General features: G+C 58.2%; 19 protein-coding genes. 7 read left to right on the forward strand and 12 right to left on the reverse strand.

The features are described 5' to 3' along the window. Positions 1–265: 265 nt before the first annotated feature. Genes gmd through IRL76_RS07250 form a run of 5 tightly spaced genes read left to right on the forward strand, consistent with a single transcriptional unit; the run spans position 266 to position 5,429 of the window. Complete coding sequence (gene gmd, locus IRL76_RS07230) at positions 266–1,327, forward strand: GDP-mannose 4,6-dehydratase (protein ID WP_200984094.1); 1,062 nt, start codon at positions 266–268, stop codon at positions 1,325–1,327. Beyond that, entirely contained in the window at positions 1,324–2,289 is a 966-nt protein-coding gene (gene fcl, locus IRL76_RS07235) for a GDP-L-fucose synthase (protein WP_200984095.1), read from the forward strand. Before gmd ends, fcl begins: the two co-directional genes overlap by 4 nt. Positions 2,290–2,320: 31 nt before the next feature. Beyond that, positions 2,321–3,076, forward strand: coding sequence for a WecB/TagA/CpsF family glycosyltransferase (locus IRL76_RS07240; RefSeq protein ID WP_200984096.1), 756 nt, complete (start codon positions 2,321–2,323; stop codon positions 3,074–3,076). Next, positions 3,073–4,296 carry a glycosyltransferase family 4 protein gene (locus tag IRL76_RS07245; RefSeq protein WP_200984097.1) on the forward strand — a complete coding sequence of 408 codons (1,224 nt, stop codon included), beginning with the start codon at positions 3,073–3,075 and terminating at the stop codon, positions 4,294–4,296. Before IRL76_RS07240 ends, IRL76_RS07245 begins: the two co-directional genes overlap by 4 nt. Beyond that, positions 4,293–5,429 (forward strand): glycosyltransferase family 4 protein, encoded by a 1,137-nt coding sequence (locus IRL76_RS07250; protein ID WP_200984098.1) that lies wholly within the window; start codon positions 4,293–4,295, stop codon positions 5,427–5,429. The genes IRL76_RS07245 and IRL76_RS07250 overlap by 4 nt, the downstream gene beginning before the upstream one ends. 11 nt (positions 5,430–5,440) lie before the next feature. Here IRL76_RS07250 and IRL76_RS07255 read toward each other — a convergent pair whose 3' ends face one another. The 12 genes from IRL76_RS07255 to IRL76_RS07310 form a co-directional block, all read right to left on the reverse strand. After that, complete coding sequence (locus IRL76_RS07255) at positions 5,441–6,568, reverse strand: SGNH/GDSL hydrolase family protein (RefSeq protein WP_200984099.1); 1,128 nt, start codon at positions 6,566–6,568, stop codon at positions 5,441–5,443. 69 nt (positions 6,569–6,637) lie between these two features. Continuing rightward, positions 6,638–7,831 (reverse strand): lipopolysaccharide biosynthesis protein, encoded by a 1,194-nt coding sequence (locus tag IRL76_RS07260; protein WP_200984100.1) that lies wholly within the window; start codon positions 7,829–7,831, stop codon positions 6,638–6,640. Between the two features lie 75 nt (positions 7,832–7,906). After that, positions 7,907–8,596: an FkbM family methyltransferase gene (locus tag IRL76_RS07265; protein WP_200984101.1), complete on the reverse strand. Its 690-nt coding sequence runs from the start codon at positions 8,594–8,596 to the stop codon at positions 7,907–7,909. A 60-nt stretch (positions 8,597–8,656) separates the two neighbouring features. Continuing rightward, positions 8,657–9,988, reverse strand: coding sequence for an O-antigen ligase family protein (locus IRL76_RS07270; RefSeq protein WP_343072323.1), 1,332 nt, complete (start codon positions 9,986–9,988; stop codon positions 8,657–8,659). After that, positions 9,981–10,580 (reverse strand): acyltransferase, encoded by a 600-nt coding sequence (locus IRL76_RS14650; protein WP_281388133.1) that lies wholly within the window; start codon positions 10,578–10,580, stop codon positions 9,981–9,983. Before IRL76_RS14650 ends, IRL76_RS07270 begins: the two co-directional genes overlap by 8 nt. A gap of 4 nt (positions 10,581–10,584) precedes the next feature. Then, positions 10,585–11,511: a glycosyltransferase family 2 protein gene (locus IRL76_RS07280; RefSeq protein WP_200984103.1), complete on the reverse strand. Its 927-nt coding sequence runs from the start codon at positions 11,509–11,511 to the stop codon at positions 10,585–10,587. Next, positions 11,508–12,659, reverse strand: a complete 1,152-nt coding sequence (locus IRL76_RS07285; RefSeq protein ID WP_200984104.1) for a hypothetical protein — start codon at positions 12,657–12,659, stop codon at positions 11,508–11,510. The genes IRL76_RS07280 and IRL76_RS07285 overlap by 4 nt, the downstream gene beginning before the upstream one ends. Beyond that, positions 12,659–14,872 (reverse strand): GumC family protein, encoded by a 2,214-nt coding sequence (locus tag IRL76_RS07290; protein WP_200984105.1) that lies wholly within the window; start codon positions 14,870–14,872, stop codon positions 12,659–12,661. The genes IRL76_RS07285 and IRL76_RS07290 overlap by 1 nt, the downstream gene beginning before the upstream one ends. Positions 14,873–14,892: 20 nt before the next feature. After that, positions 14,893–15,582: a polysaccharide biosynthesis/export family protein gene (locus IRL76_RS07295; protein ID WP_246449572.1), complete on the reverse strand. Its 690-nt coding sequence runs from the start codon at positions 15,580–15,582 to the stop codon at positions 14,893–14,895. Continuing rightward, positions 15,579–16,850 (reverse strand): O-antigen ligase family protein, encoded by a 1,272-nt coding sequence (locus IRL76_RS07300; RefSeq protein WP_246450076.1) that lies wholly within the window; start codon positions 16,848–16,850, stop codon positions 15,579–15,581. Before IRL76_RS07300 ends, IRL76_RS07295 begins: the two co-directional genes overlap by 4 nt. A 144-nt stretch (positions 16,851–16,994) precedes the next feature. After that, positions 16,995–17,261, reverse strand: coding sequence for a hypothetical protein (locus tag IRL76_RS07305; protein ID WP_246449575.1), 267 nt, complete (start codon positions 17,259–17,261; stop codon positions 16,995–16,997). Positions 17,262–17,442: 181 nt separating this feature from the next. Beyond that, complete coding sequence (locus tag IRL76_RS07310; RefSeq protein ID WP_200980733.1) at positions 17,443–18,810, reverse strand: exopolysaccharide biosynthesis polyprenyl glycosylphosphotransferase; 1,368 nt, start codon at positions 18,808–18,810, stop codon at positions 17,443–17,445. A 493-nt stretch (positions 18,811–19,303) separates the two neighbouring features. Between IRL76_RS07310 and IRL76_RS07315 the strand changes: the two genes are divergently transcribed. Together IRL76_RS07315 and IRL76_RS07320 are read left to right on the forward strand one after the other, a co-directional pair. Continuing rightward, the gene (locus IRL76_RS07315; protein WP_246449578.1) at positions 19,304–20,536 is read left to right on the forward strand and encodes a WcaI family glycosyltransferase; all 1,233 of its coding nucleotides are present in this window, start codon (positions 19,304–19,306) and stop codon (positions 20,534–20,536) included. Between the two features lie 102 nt (positions 20,537–20,638). Continuing rightward, positions 20,639–21,862 (forward strand): NADP-dependent isocitrate dehydrogenase, encoded by a 1,224-nt coding sequence (locus tag IRL76_RS07320; RefSeq protein WP_200980735.1) that lies wholly within the window; start codon positions 20,639–20,641, stop codon positions 21,860–21,862. The last annotated feature ends 68 nt before the right edge of the window (positions 21,863–21,930 follow it).

Consider the following 21,930-nt stretch of genomic DNA (forward strand, 5'->3'; position numbering starts at 1 on the left):
CAGCAACTTCCCGATCTGATCGACGACAGACTGGTCCACTCCGCAAGCCGGAGATTGCGATTTGCAGAGCTATGGCTCTCATGACCTCAACACCCTGAATTTCGCCCCCAAAATCCTTCTTCTTGCGGTTGCCAGCGAGAAGACCAGCAGCCATAGGGTCGGTTGAACGAGCATATGGGTTGCATCTTCGGTTTACGGATAAGAAAACACCAACCGGAAAGCCGTCATGCCCGCGCTCACCAGCCAACTGACGATGAGATTTTAAGTGACGAAAAGAGCTTTGATTACCGGCGTTACCGGCCAGGATGGTGCCTATCTTGCGCGCCTGCTGCTTGAAAAGGGTTATGAAGTCCACGGCGTGAAGCGGCGCTCGTCGTCATTCAATACCGGTCGTATCGAAGACATTTACGAAGACCCGCATGTCGTCGATCCGCAGCTCATCCTCCACTATGGTGACATGACCGATGCGACGAACCTCATCCGGATCGTGCAGGAGGTCCAGCCGGACGAAATCTACAACCTCGCCGCACAGAGTCACGTGCAGGTCAGTTTCGAAACACCCGAGTACACCGCCAATGCCGACGCGATCGGCACGCTGCGCCTGCTCGAGGCCATCCGCATCCTGAAGCTTGAGAACAAGACCCGCTTCTATCAAGCTTCCACGAGCGAGCTTTACGGCCTCGTGCAGGAAGTCCCGCAACGCGAAACCACGCCCTTCTATCCGCGCAGTCCCTATGCAGCGGCAAAGCTCTACGGCTACTGGATCACGGTCAATTACCGCGAAGCCTACGGCATTCACGCGTCGAACGGCATCCTGTTCAACCACGAGAGCCCGCTGCGCGGCGAGACCTTCGTCACCCGCAAAATCACCCGCGCCGCGGCAGCAATCGCCCTCGGCCGACAGGATCGCCTGTATCTCGGCAATCTCGACGCCAAGCGCGACTGGGGCCATGCGCGGGAATATGTTCGCGGCATGTGGCTGATCGCCCAGCAGGACGAGCCGGACGACTATGTCCTAGCCACAGGCGTGACCACCGAGGTGCGCGAATTCGTACGATGGGCATTCGAAGATGCCGGTATTCCCATCGAGTTTCGCGGAGAAGGCATCGACGAGAAGGGCTATGCCAAGGACGATGGCCGTCTGCTCGTTGAAGTCGATCCGCGCTATTTCCGCCCGACCGAGGTCGACCTGCTCATCGGCGACCCGACCAAGGCGCGCGAGAAGCTGGGCTGGACCCACGACACCGGCCCCCGCGAATTGGCACGCGAAATGGTGCTCGCCGACCTGGAAATCATGCGTTCGGCCCCTATCGCCAAGGACGCATGATGGGCCGACCATACAACCTCTCTGGCAAGCGGGTCTATGTTTCCGGTCATGGAGGCATGGTAGGTTCGGCTCTGGTGCGTCGCCTCTCCAGCGAGGGGTGTGAAATCCTTACTGCCGACCGTTCGGTTGACCTCCGCAACCAGGCAGCAGTCGATGCGTGGTTCGCGGAAAATCGCCCCGATACCGTCATCGTGGCAGCCGCAAAAGTTGGCGGCATCCTCGCCAACGACAGCTATCCGGCGCAATTCCTCTACGACAACCTTATGATCGCAGCCAATTCGATCGAGGCGGCGCGCAAGACCGATGTCGGCAAACTCCTGTTCCTCGGCTCGTCCTGCATTTATCCCAAGCTGGCTCCCCAGCCGATTCCCGAAGACAGTCTGCTGTCAGGTCCGCTCGAACCGACCAACGAATGGTATGCGATCGCCAAGATTGCAGGGATCAAGCTGTGCCAGGCTTATCGCCGCGAGCATGGCTGCGACTTCATCAGTGCGATGCCAACAAACCTCTATGGTCCAGGCGACAACTACGACCTCAACAGCAGTCATGTACTCCCTGCCCTGATCCGCAAGGCCCACACTGCAAAGCAGAACGACGCCGAGAGCATGGTGATCTGGGGAAGCGGTACGCCGTTGCGCGAATTTCTCCACGTCGACGATCTCGCCGACGCCTGCGTCTTCCTGTTGCAGAACTACTCCGGCGAGGAACACGTAAACGTCGGTTCGGGAGAGGAAATATCGATCGGTAGCCTTGCCGAACTTGTCGCCGAAATTGTCGGCTTCAATGGGCGCGTGGAACGGGATGCGACAAAGCCCGACGGCACGCCGCGAAAACTGATGGATTCGACTCGTCTGCGCAATCTGGGGTGGGCGCCCAAAATAAGCCTCAGCGAAGGAATCGCATCCACCTATGAAGGCGTTCGCGACTTGCTTGACACATCGCAAGTCCGCGAGGTCGTCTGATCCAGGGCTCGATGGCCAGGTTCATGACACGATGAAGTCAGTACCCGAGAGCTACGATGTACTGGGCGTACCGGTTTCGGTCGTTACAATGGAGAGCGCCGCGACCCTGCTCGAGCAATGGTCGACCGACGCCACCGGGCGCTTCGTCTGCGTCAGGGATGTGGCGAGCCTGGTCGCGATATCGGAAGACGAGGAGATCAGCCCACTTCATCGCGAAGCATCGATGATCGTGCCCGACGGCATGCCCTTGGTTTATCTCGGCCGCCGCCAAGGATTTGAGGTTGAACGCGTGTGCGGACCTGATCTCTTCGAGGAGATGATGCGCCGGTCACCTGAAAACGGTCTGCGGCACTTCTTCTTCGGCGGCAAGGACGGCGTGGCTGAAAAGCTTGCCGAAAGGATGCGCGCACGCTTTCCGGGAGTGCGCATTGTCGGCTGCGCGACGCCGCCCTTCCGAGCGATGACACCCGCCGAGCAAGAAGATATCCAAACGCACATTCGTGATAGCGGAGCCGATATCGTGTGGGTCGGACTTTCTTCGCCCAAACAGGACGTCTGGATGTGGCGCAACTACAGCCACTTGCCACAGACCCTTATCGGGGTGGGCGCTGCGTTCGATTTCCACTCCGGCGAAGTACGGCGTGCGCCGCCTTGGATGCAGAAAACCGGCCTCGAATGGGCTTACCGCATCTCTCAGGAGCCGAAACGCCTGTCGCGTCGCTATTTGAAATTCGGGTCGAAGTTTCTTTGGTCCCTCGCCCGACGACGCCTGGCGAAGAAATCTTGAGCGCGGCATCGAAAGACAAACTGACCGTCCTTGCGGTCCACAATCGCTACCAGCTTGCCGGCGGCGAGGACCGTGTTTTCGAAGACGAAACGACCTTACTCGAGAAGGCAGGTCATCAAGTTCATCGCCTGCAACTCTCGAATGACGACATCGTCGGTCTCGGCGGCAAGTTGGCCAATGGTCTTGGTGCCACTTACAGTTTTCGGGGCAGGAAGCTGGTCTCAGACGCTATCCTCTCCTGTCGCCCGGACGTAGTTCACGTCCATAATTTTTTCCCGAAGTTCAGCCCTGCGATTTTCGACGCGACACGCGAACATAGCGTCGCCAGCGTGCTGACCCTGCACAACTTCCGCATAGCCTGCGCGAACGGCACTCTCTTCAGGGATGGCACCTATTGCGATCAGTGCGTCGGCCAGTCTCCCCTGCCCGCCATCGTTCATCGCTGTTATCGCGGTTCTCGGACGGGTTCGGCCGCAATTGCCGCAATGATCCAGACTCACAAAGCGTTGGGCACTTGGCAGAATAAGGTCGATCGCTTCATCATCCTCACCGAAGCAGCCCGTACAATCTTCGAAAAGGCAGGCGTTCCGTCGAACCGGATGGTAGCCAAGGCGAACCCCGTCTCAATCCACGCCACTACGCCAGCCTCGCCCGCCGAGCGAAGCCATTTCGTCTATGCCGGGCGCCTGTCCCCCGAAAAGGGTGTCGGTTTCCTCGTACAGACGTGGCGTGAACGACAGGAACCGCTGCTGATCATTGGTGACGGACCTGACCGGCAAATGCTCGAGAGTATTGCTCCTCCTAACGTGACCTTTCTCGGACATCTCGACCATCAGGCGATGCTATCTAACATCGGCCGGGCAAGAGCCCTTATCGTCCCCTCCTTGTGTCCGGAGATGTTCGGCCTAGTTGCGGTCGAAGCGATGGCAACAGGGACCCCGGTGATCGCCGCGCGGATCGGGGGATTGACCAAGATCGTGACGGATTCCCAAACTGGCTTTCTGTTCGACCCGGGTAATGGCCGCGAACTGTGCGCGGCGATCGACTCTTTGAGCGATGACGATCTGCTCTCCCGCATGATCGGCCAGTCCTTGTCGCGTTACCAAGAAGAATTCGCTCCTGAGCACACGATGGAGGTCCTCGAACAAGTCTATCGAGGAGCGATTTCCGATGCGCGCCAGCGTGCGGGAAAACTCGATCCGGGAAGGACCGGCTCGTGAAACGAAAACGTGTGGTCTTCCGGGCAGAGATCCTCACCCACTACAGAGTGGCGTTCCACGAACGCGTTCGGGACCTCCTCCATCAGCACGAAGTTGATTATGTCTTGCGAGTAGGCACGCCTCGCGGTGACGAAATTGCCAAGATGGACACTGTTGAACTGCCCTGGACCCAGCGAATGCGCTCATACGCGATCGGTTCGAGAGGCAAGCTCCTGTGGCAATCCGGATTATCAGACCTCACAGCTGACCTGCTCATAGTGGGGCAGGAAAACCGCATTCTCAGCAATTACCCGCTTCAAGCTTTGCGTCGGTTGCTAACCGCAAAGGTGGCTTATTTCGGTCACGGCAGGAATTTCCAGTCGCGCAATCCGAATAGCCGGGCCGAACGCTGGAAACGCTTTTGGGCAGGCAAGGTGGACTGGTGGTTCGCCTACACTCATCAGACCAAGAGCCACCTGATCGATCTCGGCTATCCGCCGGACCAGATTACGGTATTCGAGAACTCGGTCGATACAGCCGAAGTGCGGACTTTGTCCGCCGGACTTTCAGCATCCGATGTCGATCGCATCCGATCCGAATTTGATCTCAATGGCCGGAATATCGGTATCTTTGTGGGAGGCCTCTACGAGGATAAGAGGCTCGATTTCCTGATCGATGCCGCCAAGCGTATCAGGGCCGGTGTCCGCGACTTCGAACTGGTAATCGTCGGAGGCGGACCGGAATTGGCGAGGCTGAAAAGGCTCGCAGAAGGGAATGACTGGATAAAGATCGTCGGGCCTCGTTTCGGAGCCGAAAAAGTAGGCCTGATGAGCCTGGGCCAGATTTTCCTGATGCCTGGTCTCGTAGGACTGGCGATCCTCGATGCGGCGACGATGGGTCTGCCCACGATAACGACCGACTTCCCCTACCACAGTCCGGAAATCGCTTATCTCGAAGACGGTGTTAACGGGATGATCGTTCCAGATTGGCAGGATCCCGCCGCCTATGCCGCTGCAGTCATCGATCTGCTGCGCGACCAGGGCGGTTTGGCATCAATGCAGGACGAGGCGCGTAAATTGGCTGATCGCTACTCGATCGAGGCCATGGCGGAACGCTTTGCGAATGGAGTCCTCGAAGCGCTCGCCAGGCCCTGATCTTAGTAGTCTCAAAGAGCTTGCCATACTCCGTTGGCCAACAGCGCACTGCGGACGTGGTTTGCGATCGCGACATGCGCTGCGGCTGATGGATGCACGTTGTCCGGCAAATTTGCCGAGTTTGCAGCGAAGGCATTCCCGCAATCGACAAGATGAACCAACGGGTCGGCAAGCTGGGTAACCAGCCCATCTGCAGCAGCACGCAGGGGGACAAGGTAGGTGGCTTCCGCCGCATCCAGTCTCGGAGCCGGGGCGAGCAGAACCATTGGCGTGGCCGGATACTGGTTCTTCTTCCACTGCACGAGCGCGGCTAGATTGTCCGTGAATTCGCTGATTGACGTATCGTTGGTGCCCAGCATGACCAAAAGGAGATCGAGTTCTCCGACGTTCAGGCTGCCACGGCGCATCGCCGTTGCTCCATGCCTGGCGCGCCAACCGCCGTCACCCTTGACTATCCGCCGGATGTCCTTGCCCTCGCTGCGCAATGATGTGGCGAGGTGCGCATGGAAGAAGTCGCCTCCATAGGCATTGCCGCCGCCTATTGTCGTCGTGCTGATGCTGTCACCCAGCACTAGCATCGTTCTCGGGGCCTCATGGAAAAAGTCGTTCGAAACGAGACGGCCCTGCATTCCGCAGAAAAACGAAAAGTCAGCTCCGGCGTTCTGCGGCACTGCTGTCCGCAAGACGTATGACAGCGACTCGCCCTCACGAAGGAAGCCATTGACCGGGACGACGGTCGTCGCTCCAAAAGTTGGCCCCACCATCACAGCCTGCAGAGCGGGACCTGCGGCATTTGCATTCAATTGTGCATCGAGACGTTGGATCCAGATGGTAACATCGCGGGTCGAACAGATGGTGATCGCTTCAATCCAGGTGGAGCGACCGGGCGGTGGCGTGTAGACACCCAGGGCCTGGCCGACGGAATAGGAAGTCCCTGAGTTGTCGCCTTTGAAGTAGGTGTTTGTCGCCTGCGAACCTTCGCGGGCCACGCGCTCGACCACGCTCTCTGCCACTCTCGTCCGTGATTGTATTGGCAAGGGACGATCGCGTGAAACGCCGATTGCTTCACCCTCGCCGAATGAGATGGCGAACTGCGGCACATAACCTGCAGGAGCGACTATGGATTGCTGACTTGGCATGGTCTGTTTCCTCTTTGTTCCAAGCCACGCCTAGGTAACTGGGAACACTGTAGGAAAGCGAAAACTGCGTCAGGCGCCGGAGGGCTGTCGATTGATCCGCATGGCCAACAGAGCAAGAAGAGCAAGTTCACCCAAAGCCATGGGAATGATGGCGGCCAAGAGGCCGAAATGCGCTGGGGCGAAAGCAACTCCAAGCAGAATCGGCGGCAGGGTAAGCAAGTTGAGTGTGAAAATTTCGCGGTAGTGGCCCATTGCCTGATAAAGCGTCGAGTAGGCACCGCGAGCGATATTTGCCGTCGCAAAAAGTGCCCAGGCCCCTGTAAGCGTCGGAACTTCCGAATACGCCTGCGGCACCACCGAGGCCGGAATTCTGCTGGCAACGAGGAAGACCAAGGCGCTGGCGACAGTCCCGACGACCAGGACAATGATTGCAATCTTTCTGGCAAGCTTCGTGGCCGATGTAACGCCTTCTTGGCGATACAATCCCGCGAAACGCACCTGCAGAAGCCGCATTATTCCGGAGCTCATGATCATCACCGGCATGATGAGCATCCGCGACGCTGAAATCTCTCCGACCGATGCAAGGTCGATACTGATGGCTACAATGGTCAGATAGAAGCTTCCTTGGAGCCAAATCACGATCGACCCTGGCAGAGACCAAGCAGCCATGCCGAACAGTGTTCGTCTGGCGTCCGCCGGAATGGTGGCCGCACTCGTTGCCGCTGTCAGCATGCTGCCGGAAACGCCAATTGCGGACGACACGGCAAGCACCAACAAGCCCGTCCGCGCATCGATCCGGCCTACCGTCATATAGATGACGGAAAGGCTTGATGCGCACACAATCGCGAAAACAATCGCAACTCTCAGTGCGGCCGCTACCTGAAGGCTGGAAACCAGAAGGCTACGCAAGGCATCCCGATAGGAAAGGACCACGAATGCTGCGGCACTCGCAATCGCGATCATGGGAGGCAGACCAAGCAAGATCGCCAGCGCCACGCCAACAAGCGCCGGAACCACCGTCAATCCCAACTGGAGCCGTAGGAAGCCCTTCCCCATAGCTCGCTGTTCGTCCTGCGAATGCCCGCGCGTCAGGACGGTGATGAAGGGAGCGCCGAACAGGGATGCCATCAACACCTGCCCCATGATCACATAGGAATAGGCCAGGCTGAATACGGCGAATTCGGTCTTGCTCGCAGTGAACAGGATAGCGCCCTGCACAAGGAAGACGGCCCCACTGGTTACCAGCGGGTCCAATATGGCCATGCCACTCTTGCGCAAGTTATCTCTGACCACGTCGGTCGCTTTCGGTTTCCATCATCGTGGAGTTCGGACCAACGGTCAGCCTTTGATGTATAGACCGTCGTATTGCAGTAAGCGCAACGATCTCACATCACGGAAGCCGGGAACAATGTCCCATAGCTGGAATCCGCAAGAACGAAGGAATTCGTCAAGCTCACCCGCCGATTTCTGGCCGTCGTAGAGTTGCATGAGGCTCATCTCAAGCTGGACGCTCCGGATACGCTTCGCAAGACTTTCGCGAGCACCCTGCAGTACGAGGTGCTCGGCCCCCTGCACATCGAGCTTCAGATGAATGGGTTCATCGACGGGAGCTGCCGACAACAACTGGTCAAGAGTCTGCATCGAAACTTCGATAGATCCGATCACGGCACTGCCCGGCGCGGCCTCGACATGCGAATCCAGCATTGGCAGCATCGAACTGCTGACACTGTTTCCCGCTTCATAAAAGGTCACGTGGCCAGCGTCAGCTCCGACTACCATGCGTGGTGCAATCGTCCACCTCTCGGAACCGTATTTTGCCGCGATGTCTCGAAGGGCATGCCATGCGACCGGGAGTGGTTCGATTGAGAGGACGTGGCCGAGATAGCCGTTATCGAACAAGGATTTGGCAAACTCGCCGTCATTTGCGCCAACGTCGACGACATACTCGATGTTCTGTCCCGCAAGAATTGCTGGAAGACGTTTTCGCCACACGGTCAGTTCGTTCGCGCGTTGGACCTCGAGGCCCATATTCCTGGCGAGAGCCCTTAGTTTGCCGAGAAGTGAGATTCGCGCCTCCCTTGCAGCGCCCTACCTTTGCCGAATGCTGATCGCAAATCGAGGAGATCGCCTTCCACGTTGCATAAGCGCAACCGCGATAACAATGAAGAGTGGGATCGAAAGAACATCTCTCCACTCGTAGGAATAGCCGGAGATCAGGCACCCGATAAGGAAGACGACGGCCACGAGATTTGCTTTTGCGCCATCCTTATGGGGCACCGGCTTGAACAGCAGCGAATAGGCGACCAAAACCATGGCTGACGCCAGCGCGAGCATTCCCAGATAACCGGTGTCACCGATTGCACCGAAGAACTGACTGTGCAGACTGGCGTCCCAGCTGGTCAATCGCCCATTGGGAAGGATGAAGGTGAGCGGGGGTCTTTGACCTGCGGGAAATCCAATCGCCTTGATAGTCATCGGTGCGTCTTGAATTAGCCCTTGGAATGCATCCCAGATCGACTGACGCGTCGAACGGTTCATCAAGCGTTGTTCGAAGAACGTGGTCAGGTTCGCCGGAAGGATGTTCTCGATACCGATTACAAGGAAGATGAAGAGCCCAGCCACGTTGAAGGCAAACAAGTACAAGAGGGCAATGATACGGGCTGAGATCGATTGCAGCATGAGTATGGCAGCGCTCATCGCCAGAAAGGCAATCAGCGCGGTTCCCTGACCACTCAAGATCAATCCTACCAAAAGAAACAGGAACAGGAAGATCGCCGCCCAACGGCTGACATTCAACATTCCGGCCGCAACCAATGCCCCTGCGAGCGCAAGCAGCATGCCGCCGGATGCGGAGAGAGGACGCCCCTCGTTCTGCCCCAAGGTGTCTGCGTAGAACGGGAATCCCGGCGAGATTCCGCTACGGAGAACCGCGAGCGTCGCCAAAATAAGTGCGAAGCCAATCAGAATTCTAGCGATTTTTCTGAGGTCTTCGTATCGCAGCCCCACAAGGCAGGCGGACGCCATAGCCAAGGGAACGACCAGGGGATTTCGCGCCCAGAACGCAGCTTGCAGGGGATCGATCAACAAGCCGCGCAAAAGCGTTATGGCAACTAACGCGATGTAAAAGAAAATAAGAATCTTAATATTTTGCCGAAAGCTGATCCTGTTTATCAAACAAATGACCGTGAATACCCATGAAAAGAGAGTAATATCAGATAGCCAAACGTTATAAGAATATATTTCAAATAACTGAAGGCTGAAAGACATCTCGGTGTACAGGTTGCACAGCAATGTCACCCAGATCGCGAAAAGGACAGGTGCGATCCTGGAGATGGTAACGGTTCGACTTGTCTTGCCTGGCAGCGGGGTCGCAGCTCCAACCCAAGGGCCGGTGGCCTGAGGGGTGCCAAATTCATTCATCGCCAACGACAACCCCAATTGGTGCCGCCGGGGCACCGCCAACCGACATTCCAGGTGGCACATCCTTGGTCACAACGCTGCCAGCAGCAATTATCGCTCCGTCACCGATCCTTACCCCCTTCTGTATGATCGCGCGGGTGCCGACGAACACGTCATCACCAATGACGACAGGAGCGGAGATTTCATTCCATACAGGCTTCGCATAGCGACGATTAGTTGCCTCTTTTGGATGGAAATCGGTATCGAAGATGGTCACGTCTGCTCCAAACAGACAACGATGGCCAATAGTGACCGATACGGCACTGCAAATGACGGTCCCACTCATTCCGCAATCATCGCCAATGCGGATCTCCGCCTCTTCATTCATGCAGCGCAAGATTACCGGACGCGATACGCCCAAGGCGGTGGAATCCGCTCGGCTAACCCCGACAAAGCGATCACCGATGGTTATTCTCGACCTGCCCGGCCTGAAAACGAGCATCTTGCCGCTGAAACGCGCCGCTCGCCCCAGTTCCACACCGATTGCCCGTAGGAATGCCCGGCCAATCGCCGAATGAATCCTCCAGCGAATTCCCTGAATCTTGGAGGCCAAGTACCTAGTTGCCATTCGACTGCTCTCGTGGGCTATCGCCCCCCAACCGCCAGAACTTGAGCAGGTGGCGATAGGGCAAGAGGAAATGCAGCGGCCACCACCGACCTGAATGCCGGCGCGTGTAAAGCCACCAGCTGCGAGGTGGAAGGCCGTGATGCGTATTCACCTTTCGCCATTGCTCGAAAACCGAGAGGTGCGGCGAACCATATCCTTTAGATGATTTCTCGACATTGGCTTCGCAGACACCGAGCGATCCGGCCAACTGCAGGATAGGGATTCCAGCTGCGGTTGCGCGCAGCCCGTAGTCGATATCTCCGAGATTGTGAAAATACCCAGGATCATTGATACCGATCTTTCTTACCACTTCGGCAGGGACAAGAACGATGTTTCCGTTGAACGTGTCTACGGCCACCGGATTGTCGGCAAGGCCGGCGAGTTCCAGCGCAATGGACGTCGGCGATACTCGAGCCGAAATGCCGCCGTAGGTCTGAAGCCCATCCGAGTTTCTTGTTGCCCCAACCAGGATGAATTGATGGTGACCGCGCTCGCGCTGATCGTCCCATGCCGATCTGAGCTGTTCGATAGCTGTCGGATCGAGGACTACATCATCGTTCAGCCAGAGAAATGCATCTGGCTCCAGCCCCAGCGATGCGTTCCAGGCGGCATAGAGGCCACCATTCCAAAAAGCCGTGCCATCACCATGCACAATATGCGCAGTCGGCCACACCTCGCGTACTGCCGTATCGGTGCCATCATTACTTGCATCGTCGAACAGCACGACCTCGATCTCGAAGCCCTCGCTATTCCGCAATGCTTGCAGCGCCCGGACAGTAGAATCTCGACGGTTATGCGATACCAGCAGTACGGCGAGCCTGGGCATTCCTTCAACGTTGCCAATACTGTCATTCGGCATTTGGGGCGTGACGGTCACATCATGTCCCGCACGGTAAGCCTAAGTCCCTCAACGCGACCACGCTCCACTTCCACCCGTAGGTGCTGAACCTTGCAATCGGCTGGAACTTCGAAAGAAAAGTCGCCCGCATTCTGTTTTTCCGCGAGGAATCTGCTCCCCTTGCCTTCAACTTCCAGGCAAAACACTCGCGTCAGCACGTCGGCGCGTCTCCGACCCGGTAGCGAAGCAGAGTCACTATCCTTTCTCGAAATAACAATTGTGTGCTGCCCAGGCGCGAAGGTCAGAAATCTGGAGGCGGCTTGCCGACGGAGAAAATTCCTGTTCTCGATCGTCAGAGCGCCCGTACCCAGCATGCGGAGCGAAATCCCGCCGGATCTGGGAAATGTCCAACCACGAGGATCATACTCGCGATCCGGATAAGCGAAGCCAAGACCTTCCGACCCAGGAGTCCAGCACTCTTTGGGCCAGAGCTGGGACCCTAGACTATCGCCGTTGACAAGGAGGACACTGGCGATCCTTCCGCGACCATCACATCCAAGAGCATCGGAACTATTGGACATAGTCGCGATGAGTTTACCCAACGTATGCCGGCTCGCCGGTGAGACGTAGACGTGCGCGACCGTCGATTGTGCCAGGAAGTCGCTCTCGCCAATCATCTTGGCGAGGTCCGCATGGGTGGCAGGAAATTGCAGCATCGCGTCAAGCGCGGCGGAAATGATCCTTTGGTCGGCCTCGGTCCGCGAAAGGGCGTCGAGACGGTTGACCGCTTCCTCGTATTTGCCTGCCGCCAGCGCACTGCCCAGCACAGTTATCTGGACGTACGGGCCACGCCACCCGCGCTTGGCCGCTTCGGACAATGCTGCACTCGCCAATTGCATGCGATCGGCCTCTGCGGCCCACTGCGCAAAATGCGAAAGATGGCTGACGTCGACTGGCCGAATGCGCAGAATGTCGGAGACCGCATCACCGGCTGAAACGGGGTCTTCGGCCAGCAGCCGTTCCGCGCGCCTTTCGTCGGCAAAACCTCCGAGGCCGTGCGGCACGAGCGGCACCATGCGCGTGTTGTCGCGCGCCGCCCTGTCGAACTGGAAGACCGTGAAAACCCCTGCGATCAGAATGCCGAGCAGCAGGGCAACAACGAAACGCGGGTTGCCGAACTTGCTCATCAGTCCGAACTGCTATGCTCGTACGAATAATATCCCGAGCCATAGTAGCTGTAAGCGCTACCCGCCTGACGCGGATCGAACTTGGTGAGCACCGCCCCCATCGGACGCGAATTGACCATGGCAAGACGCCCAAGCGCGGAGTTCACCCCGCCGCGCTTGCCGCTCGTCGAGTCAACAACGAGGATCGCCGAGTGGATCTGCGCCGCCATCGACGGAGCATCCGACAATCCGAGTACCGGTGGCGCGTCGAAAATGATATGATCATAATGTTCGCCAAGCCGTTCGATCAGTCCCTTGATGTCAGCCGTTGCCAGAAGTGCCGAGGGTGCAGGCGGAATCGGGAGTGCTGTCATGAAATCGAGGTTTGGCCGGTCCGACTGGACGATAACTTCGGCAGGGGTCTTCTCACCGGCAAGGACGGAGGTGAACCCATCCACTTCGCGACGTCCCGGGAGACGACGGTGCAGCGTCGGTCGACGAAGGTCGGCGTCGATCAGCAAAGTACGCTTGTTCAGCTTTGCGAATTCGCGCGCCAACTGCAGCGATGTGGTCGACTTGCCCTCCCCCTGCTGCGAACTGGTGACCAGGATCGTCTTCGGAATACCGTCGGCCGAATAATAGCGCAGGTTGGTTACCAGCGACTGGTACGCCTCGCTTGCGCCGGACTTCGGATCGTCGAGGTCATCCTCGATGAATTCACCCTCCGCCATCGGGATCATGCCCAGCAATGGCAGACCAAGCTTTTCTTCAACGTCGGTCGGCGTGCGGACGGTATCGTCAAGCAATTCACGCCCGGCGACGAAGAGGCCGCTGAAGATCATCCCGCCAAGCAGAGAAAGCAGCATATTGAGCAGCGGTTTCGGTGAGTCCGGTTTGCGCGGAGCTTCCGCAAGGTCGACTATGGAAACGTTGTTGGAAGCCGCGCCGGCGGTGGCACTCAATTCATTGAAGCGCGTCAAGAGCGTGTTGTAGAGCGCGCGATCGGTTTCCGCCACGCGTTTGAGCAGGTTATACTGCACGCCGCGGTCCTGCTCGTCCAATGCTTCCCCGCGCGTCGAAGCGAGCCTGCCCTGTATCGAACCCTCGCGTTCGCGCGCGGTTTCATAATCTAGGCGGATCGTCCGCTTGATCGACTGGCCGAGCGAGGCGATCTGGGAGTCGACATCGCGCAGTTGGGCTTCGAGTGCCTGCACATTGGGATGCTCCTCGAGGTGTTTTACACGCTCTTCGGCAAGCGACGCTGCGACCTTGGCCCGTTCCGTCAGCAGCTGCTGGACGGCGGAATTGGCAAGCACTTCGGGGATCGAAAGCGGGGCGATACCTGCGACATTCTGCCAGCGCTTCTCAGCTGCAATGCGTTCGGCTGTGGCGGCAGTGGATGCAGCGTTCAACTGGACCAGTGCATCATTGGTCACCGACAGGGTGGTTTCCTTGTCTGCGTTCTGCCCCTGACCAGAAACACGGATGAGGCCCGCTGCACGCGAATACTGGTTGAGATCGCGCTCGCTCTTCTCAACCTTGTCGCGGGCATCGCTGAGCTGCTGCGCGAGGAACTCACGCGCATAGGCGGAGCTGTCGAACTTTCTCGCGAGATTGCTCTCGAGATAGTTCGAAGCGACCGCATTTGCGATGGAAGCGGAGAGATTGGGATCGCTACTGGAAAAACTGATGCCGATCAGCCTGCTCTGGGTAGGGAGCGAAATCTCAAGATTGTTCAGGAGGAGATCGGCGGCAAGGGAGCGACGAAGGCCGGGCAGGCCCTCGGGCCCGAGATCGACGGCATCGACATTCTCATTGGTCGGATATTCGGCACCCAACGCGGTGAAGAAATTCGCATTCTCGGCCAGACCCTCGGATTCGACCACGCGGGTGGCGAGAGCAACCGATCCGATGATGTCCGCCTGCGTACGAAGGAAGCGATCAGCGTCCTGATAACCAGCGGGACTGGTCGATTCCTCGATAATCTTCTCGGTCTCTTGCTCGACCAGAACGCTCGAGGTCGCGACGTACTGCGGGACGGTCAACAAGGTCGCCACAATACCAAGACCGACAAAAGCGGCCATGATCAGGGCGATCCACAGCAGGTTCCGCCGGACGGCGGAATAGATCGCGTGCAGGTCGAGTTCGACCATGCGACCATCGTCACCCGAACTGACATATTCCCTGCCAGGTTCGTTTTGAGGCGGTACCCCGTAGACGGTTGCGGGTTCCAAGGGGCGTGCTGCCATGTCGATCAAAACCTGGTAAATACGTTGAGGAGCGGAGCGGCGCGCAGGAAGTCCTGATACGCACTCTTCACGCCCGAAAGTCCGACGACAATCCTGTCACCACCCAGAACTTCCGGGTCGGGCGCCTTGCCTTCGCGAATTTGGCGCAGGTCGAACAGAGCGCCGTAGCGCTGCCCGTCGATCATGCGGAAGATGATGACTTCCTTCTCCGAAGCGACATTGGTCGTACCCTGCGCCCGCGCGATTGATTCAAGTAGAGAGGAGTTACCGGCGATCTCGTAGACGCCAGGTTCGGCGACGCTTCCGTCCACGGTCACGCGCTGCCCTGCTGACGACACGACACCTACGACGACCTGGGGATTGCGGATGAAGCGCGAACCGAGGCCAGCCTCGAGCTCGTCACTGAGTTCGATAGGCGTCTTACCAGCTGCCTGCACTTCACCGACCAGCGGGAAATTGATGGTCCCGGCAGCATCGACCGCCAGCGTCTCGAAAGAGAGTTCCTCTTCCTGGAAAACGCGAACCGAAAGGACATCCAGGACGCCGATACGATAGACTTGAGGTCCATTGACCGTGTCAGGTGGCGGCATGAGCCGATATGCAGCTTCACCTCGCGGCATATCCGCAGCGGGAGAAAAGCATCCTGTAACGAGGAGCGTCCCCGAGAGAATTGCCAAAGCGCGAAGGAATTTCAATGACCCGATCCCTTATTGAGCGAGCGGCCAGCTAGCATAACGACAAAAATGACAGCAAGGCACAAAAAGGCCTGATTGCGGAGCGGGTAGTCTATCGCCGATTGACCTGCGATTGACAGGATTGCGAGGCTCGCAGCTACCTGTGATCCATCAAGTCCGCGCGACTTCTGGGCCAGCCACGTCCAAGCACCCCAAAACAGCCATCCTCCGAGCAGCAGCCAGCCCAAAATGCCAGCCTCAACTCCGAGCTCTAGGTAGTCGTTGTGCGCTCGGCGAGCGAAGGCGGGAGACAGCGTTTCCAGGGATTCGAAATACTGGAATACTTCGTCGAATGACCCGATCCCGCTCCCGAAAGGGAAATAGGCAGTTATTGCGGCAAGGGTATCCCGCCAGATTGCGGGCCTTTCATCCTGAAGATCGCCGAAGCGCTCCATGGTCTGGCCGAGCCGTTCCTGCGTCAATCCGAACCATGCGACGACCAGGGCGAATGCCACGACTGGAACGAAAACCTTCCAGTTCAGCGAGCGGCCGCTCCTTGATCTTGCGCGCAGAAACGCAAAAACGAAATACAGGAGCGGGATCAGCATCAAGACTGCGCTCGAACGCGACTGCGTCAACAGCACACCAATGACGAACAGGCCGCCAAGGGCGATCTTCAAAGCCATCTGCACACGTTTGGATGCTGCATCGATTTCGAGCCCGGCGAGCGAGCACAATGCCACGACGAAAAACAGGCCGCTGGTGTTGTGGTTTGCGAACAAGCCGTAGATCCGACCCGTCTCAACCATCGGGTAGCCGTAAGGTATGTTGGCACCCGCCACGAACTGCACTGCACCGAGCGAAATATTGAGTACGCCAAGACCAACGATCAAGCGCACGAATATTTGCGAAAAGTCTTCCCGCGGACGCAGGACAGCAATGACGAAAGGAGGGACAAGTGCCGCGAAAGCGAGCACGGTTCGCGCCCTATCCTGCGTCAAGGGGAACCATTGGCTGGAGGCACCGACGAGTTCTCGCGACCGCAATGCGGTCTCACCGCCCGGGAGGGCTTGCCAGAGAGCCGGAGGAAGAGGGATCAGCTGCACGAGCGGCAATAAAAGGGTAATCGCCACGAGGACACGCAGTGATGTTCGCAAGTCACGCCACCCCGTCATCGCGCGGTCGATGGCGAACACCAGGTACCCGATGGCAACCAGCTGAACGGAAAGATTGGACAGCGCATAGCGGCTGCCACCCCCGCCCAGGAGGACGGCCACGAGGAATATCACCAAGGACGGCTCTGCAATGAATGGCAGAATCCGCCCCAGCCTAGTGGAGCTTTTCGGTCTTTTCACTGCCACCCCGACATTGCGAAAAGATAACAAAAAACCCGCCGACCTCGCGGTCGGCGGGTTTCGAAACTTCGCGGAAGCTTACGCGCCCGGCGACTTGTCGTCGTCGGCAGCGATAACGATGCCGGCGATGATCGCGGCAACGGCCAGGATCGCGATGATGAGGCCGGGGCCGCCGAGTTCGTTCTTCTTTTCAGCAGTCTGAGCCGAACGAGTAACGGTCGACATCTTGACCGGCTGGACCGCAACGGCACCGGCATCCGATGCACGGGTACCTGCCTGGGCAGCAACCGGTGCGATCGACATAGCGGCAGCACCGAGGCCAATCAGAAGGCGGCTGGTCTTCATTGGTAATCTCCTAAATTTGTTTTCTTGCGCTTGCGTTAGGGCGGGTAGCAACGATCCCATTGAAGCGCAACAGGTTAAAACTGAGTTACTGACATTTCCCCACAGGGTGTTGCACAAACACAAATGTCGGCGAAAGGTTTCTAGAATAAGACGAAATCCACAATTTCATTTATAGCAAATGCTAATATGCATTGGGATGTATCAGCACCCTGGCGGTCGCAAGCATGATGCGGATATCCCCCATCGGCGACCAGTTTCGAATGTACTCAAGATCGGCAGTCAGACGGTCGGTCAAATGCCCCTCCGTTTCGGTTGCGCCTCTGAATCCACGGACTTGCGCCAAGCCAGTGAGGCCTGGCTTGAGCGAATGACGCTGCCAGTAGTCGCTGTGGATTTCCCAAAACAGCTTGTCGCCGGCCTGAGACCCCAAGGCGTGCGGGCGCGGACCGACAATACTCATTTCTGACCGAAGGACATTTATTAGCTGAGGGAGCTCATCAATACTTGTCTTCCTGATGAATGATCCGACACGTGTCACGCGGCTGTCAGTGCGGGACGTCGACCGATCGCCTCGAACATCCAGATCGCCAACCGACATCGATCGGAATTTGAGCATCTTGAAGAGGCAATTCGACCTGCCCATGCGCTCTTGCACGAAGAAAATTGGACCGCCGTCCTCGAGCTTGATGGCGACGGCAGTGATCAACATGATGGGACTCAGCAAGATCAGCGCAGGTATGGTGATTGCGACATCCATGATCCGCTTGATGAAGCGGTCGCGCAGGCCAAGCGGTCCGGTGGAAATGACCACACTCACCCAGCCATTCTCTCGTTCAAGTGCGAGAGCACCAAGCTCCTCGAGCGACTGCGATACAACCTCGCCTCGTACTCCTGCAGCCCTTAGAATCTCGGCCCAGTCGAGGCGGCGCTCCACAGAACAACTGACGATCACCCTGTCCATTGTGCGAAACAATCGCCCGAACACGTCCAGCGATTCGGGTTCGTAGCGGGCGAGGTGGACCGGCAAGTCCTCGGTAGACATGTATTGCGCGCCTTTGACCTCCACGTGCGGACCGCCGTCGTGGACGATCAGCACATTGCTCGCGGCGCCGCTGTAGTATTTCTCAATCAGTTCGTGGGTAATCCAGCGGATTACGCTGATGCCCATCCATGACGAGACCAGTGCCATCGAGAACATCACGCGCGAGAATTTCTCGTTCGCTTGTGCATAGAAGATGACCACGAAACAAAGGAGGGCGGACGTGACGAGCGCCAAGGTAGCCCTTCCGACTGCATACCTCACGTCGTACAGGGCGGGGATCGAATAGCTGCGCTGGTACACCGACATGATGACGAACAGCGGGATGTAGGCATAGCTCATCGCGAGCGCGAAATGCGAGGGCCATTGGCCCATATAGAGCCCGCCGGCCAGCAAGAAGCTGCCCAGAACGACTGCAATGTCCCCCAGGCCCTGGAACAGGTACAAACGAATCCGCAGATCCTCCTTCGAGGTACGCGGCTTACTGTCAGGGAGCTTTTGTCTCAGCATTGTTGATACTCGTACGCTGCCCCGACTAGCCCATGCATCGTCCTAGTCAAAGACGGGGCTGCGAAGCGATCCGAATAGGCGACGATGCGGCCTGCGTGCAGCACTTTCCCCCGAAAAGGCCCACAAACGGGTTTTCCGGAAGGCGCGGTGCCATCATAGTCGCGCGCAAGTTGCACACGCTGAGCCACCCGGAGCACTTTATTTTCGAAGCTATCCGGCAATTTCCGAGCCTGCATCCTGATTGGTTTAGTCGGCCGGAATCCATCGCCAGCTCACGCGAGACATAATGCTGCCGGCTGGAGAATAGGAGTAGCGACCGGCATCCGAACTACAGATGGCAGGCACCCAGCACAAGCCGCGTGCCCGGCTCAACAACAGAAATGCGGTCCTCGGGAAGCAGTGAAGGCAATATGAAGACGCAATGCAATTCAACGCATGCTCTTGCGTTGAACCAGTCGCGGCACACTTGCGTAGCCCACAGGGGAGCTGCGCGGTGACGCGTCTTCTGTTTCTGGGCCTCAATTTCGCACCCGAGGAAATCGGCGTAGGCCATTACAGCACGCAATTGGTCGAGCATTGGTTAGGCCATGGCCATGAAGCGACGATCGTAGCTGCCAAGCCTTACTATCCCCAGTGGCATACCTGGCCAGGATACAAGGCTGGCTGGCAATCCGGTGCTCATGGCGCAGCGCGCATCTGTCGATGCCCCATTTACGTCCCTTCGAAGCCTACGGGCTTCAGGAGGATCGTCCACTACGCGACGTTTGGCCTTTCGGCCTTCTTTCCCGCTATCACGGCGGCGATACGGACCAGACCCGACATCGTCATGACCGTCGCACCATCGCTTCTCGCTGCGCCCATCGCACTCGTTGCAGCCAAAGTTTGCGGGGCGAGAAGCTGGCTGCACGTGCAGGATTTCGAGGTGCAGGCCGCTTTTGCGACCGGCTTGCTGGGTGATAGCGGGTTCATTGCTCGCCTGGCCAAGCGCTTCGAGCGCTGGACATTTGGCAAGTTCGATACCGTGAGCACGATATCTTCCCAGATGTGCAAGCGCCTGGCCCAGAATGATGTCCAGCAGGACCGCATTGTCGAGATGCGCAACTGGGCAGACCTGGACCAGATCTCCCCGCTAAGCGCCCCGTCCTCATATCGCGAACGCTGGGCAGTCAAGACGCCTCACGTGGCGCTCTACTCGGGCAACATTGCGAACAAGCAAGGGCTGGACCTCATTATCGATGCAGCCAGGATCCTGAAGGACCGCAAAGATCTGACCTTCGTAATCTGCGGCAATGGGTCCGACCGGTCGGCCCTGGAAGAGCGATCAGGTTCGCTCCCCAACGTGCAGTTCCACGACCTCCAGCCGCGTGCGGAACTGGGGGAGCTGCTTGGCCTCGCGACGATCCACCTTTTGCCGCATCTCGAGCGGGCCGCCGACCTTATGCTGCCATCGAAACTGGCCAACATGCTGGCATCCGGCCGGCCCGTGGTTGCAACTGCGGTCGAAGGAACCGGCCTGTCGCAGGAAGTCGAAGGCGTCGGGCTGGTAACCCCGCCGCGCGACGCTGATGCATTTGCTTCAGCCATCGTCACGCTTATGGAAGACCCAGCCCTACACTCCCGCTTTTCTGCCGCTGCACGCCTCCGGGCCGAAACGCGCTGGAACAAGCAGGAGATACTTGCGCCTTTCATGGAAGCTGCGGGTGTCCCTCGTTTAGCGAAACGTTGAGCCGAAAGATCGTTCGCAGCCATTCGCACCCGCGCAAACCTTGCCCCTTCGCAAGGCTCTGCTATGGCGCGCGCAACTCATCTCGCAAAAGACAGGAAACCCATGGCGAAGATCAAGGTGGCAAACCCGGTCGTCGAACTCGACGGCGACGAAATGACCCGCATCATCTGGCAGTGGATCCGCGAACGGCTGATCCTGCCCTATCTCGATGTCGACCTGAAGTACTACGACCTCTCGGTCGAGAAGCGTGACGAGACGGACGACCAGATCACCATCGATGCCGCAAATGCCATCAAGCAGTATGGCGTAGGCGTTAAGTGCGCCACGATCACTCCCGACGAAGCCCGCGTCGAGGAATTCAACCTGAAGAAGATGTGGAAGTCGCCCAACGGCACGATCCGCAACATCCTCGGCGGCGTCGTCTTCCGCGAACCCATCGTAATCGACAACGTGCCGCGCCTGGTGCCCGGCTGGACCGATCCGATCGTCGTCGGTCGCCACGCATTCGGCGACCAGTATCGCGCAACCGACACGCTGATCCCTGGGCCTGGCAAGCTGCGCCTGGTGTTCGAGGGTGAGAATGGCGAAAACCTCGATCTCGAGGTCTTCGACTTCCCGAGTTCGGGCGTCGCCATGGCGATGTACAACCTCGACGATTCGATCCGCGACTTCGCCCGGGCGAGCTTCAACTACGGCCTCAACCTCGGTTGGCCGGTGTATCTGTCGACCAAGAACACGATCATGAAGGCATACGACGGGCGCTTCAAGGACCTGTTCCAGGAGGTGTTCGACACCGAGGGCTTCGCAGAGAAGTTCAAGGAAAAGAACATCGTCTACGAACACCGCCTGATCGACGACATGGTCGCATCGGCGCTGAAGTGGAACGGCAAGTTCGTCTGGGCCTGCAAGAACTATGACGGCGACGTGCAGTCCGATACGGTCGCGCAGGGCTTCGGTTCGCTCGGCCTGATGACTTCGGTCCTGATGACGCCGGACGGCAAGACCGTGGAAGCGGAGGCCGCTCACGGCACGGTCACGCGCCACTATCGCCAGCACCAGCAAGGCAAGGCGACCTCGACCAACCCGATTGCCTCGATCTTCGCCTGGACCCGCGGCCTCATGTATCGCGGCAAGTTCGACAATACGCCCGACGTCGTCCGCTTTGCAGAGACGCTCGAGAAGGTCTGCATCAAGACCGTCGAAAGCGGCAAGATGACCAAGGACCTCGCGCTCCTCATCGGCCCCGAACAGAGCTGGATGACCACCGAGCAGTTCTTCGAGGCAATCGTTCAGAACCTCGAGAAGGAAATGGCTGGCTGGGCCTAAGGAACACCCTCCCCCTTCCCGCATTGCCTTACCAAGGCTGACATATCCGGGATCGGCCCAGCGCCGGT

This window comes from Qipengyuania soli (assembly GCF_015529805.1).
GTDB classification, from domain to species: domain Bacteria; phylum Pseudomonadota; class Alphaproteobacteria; order Sphingomonadales; family Sphingomonadaceae; genus Qipengyuania; species Qipengyuania soli.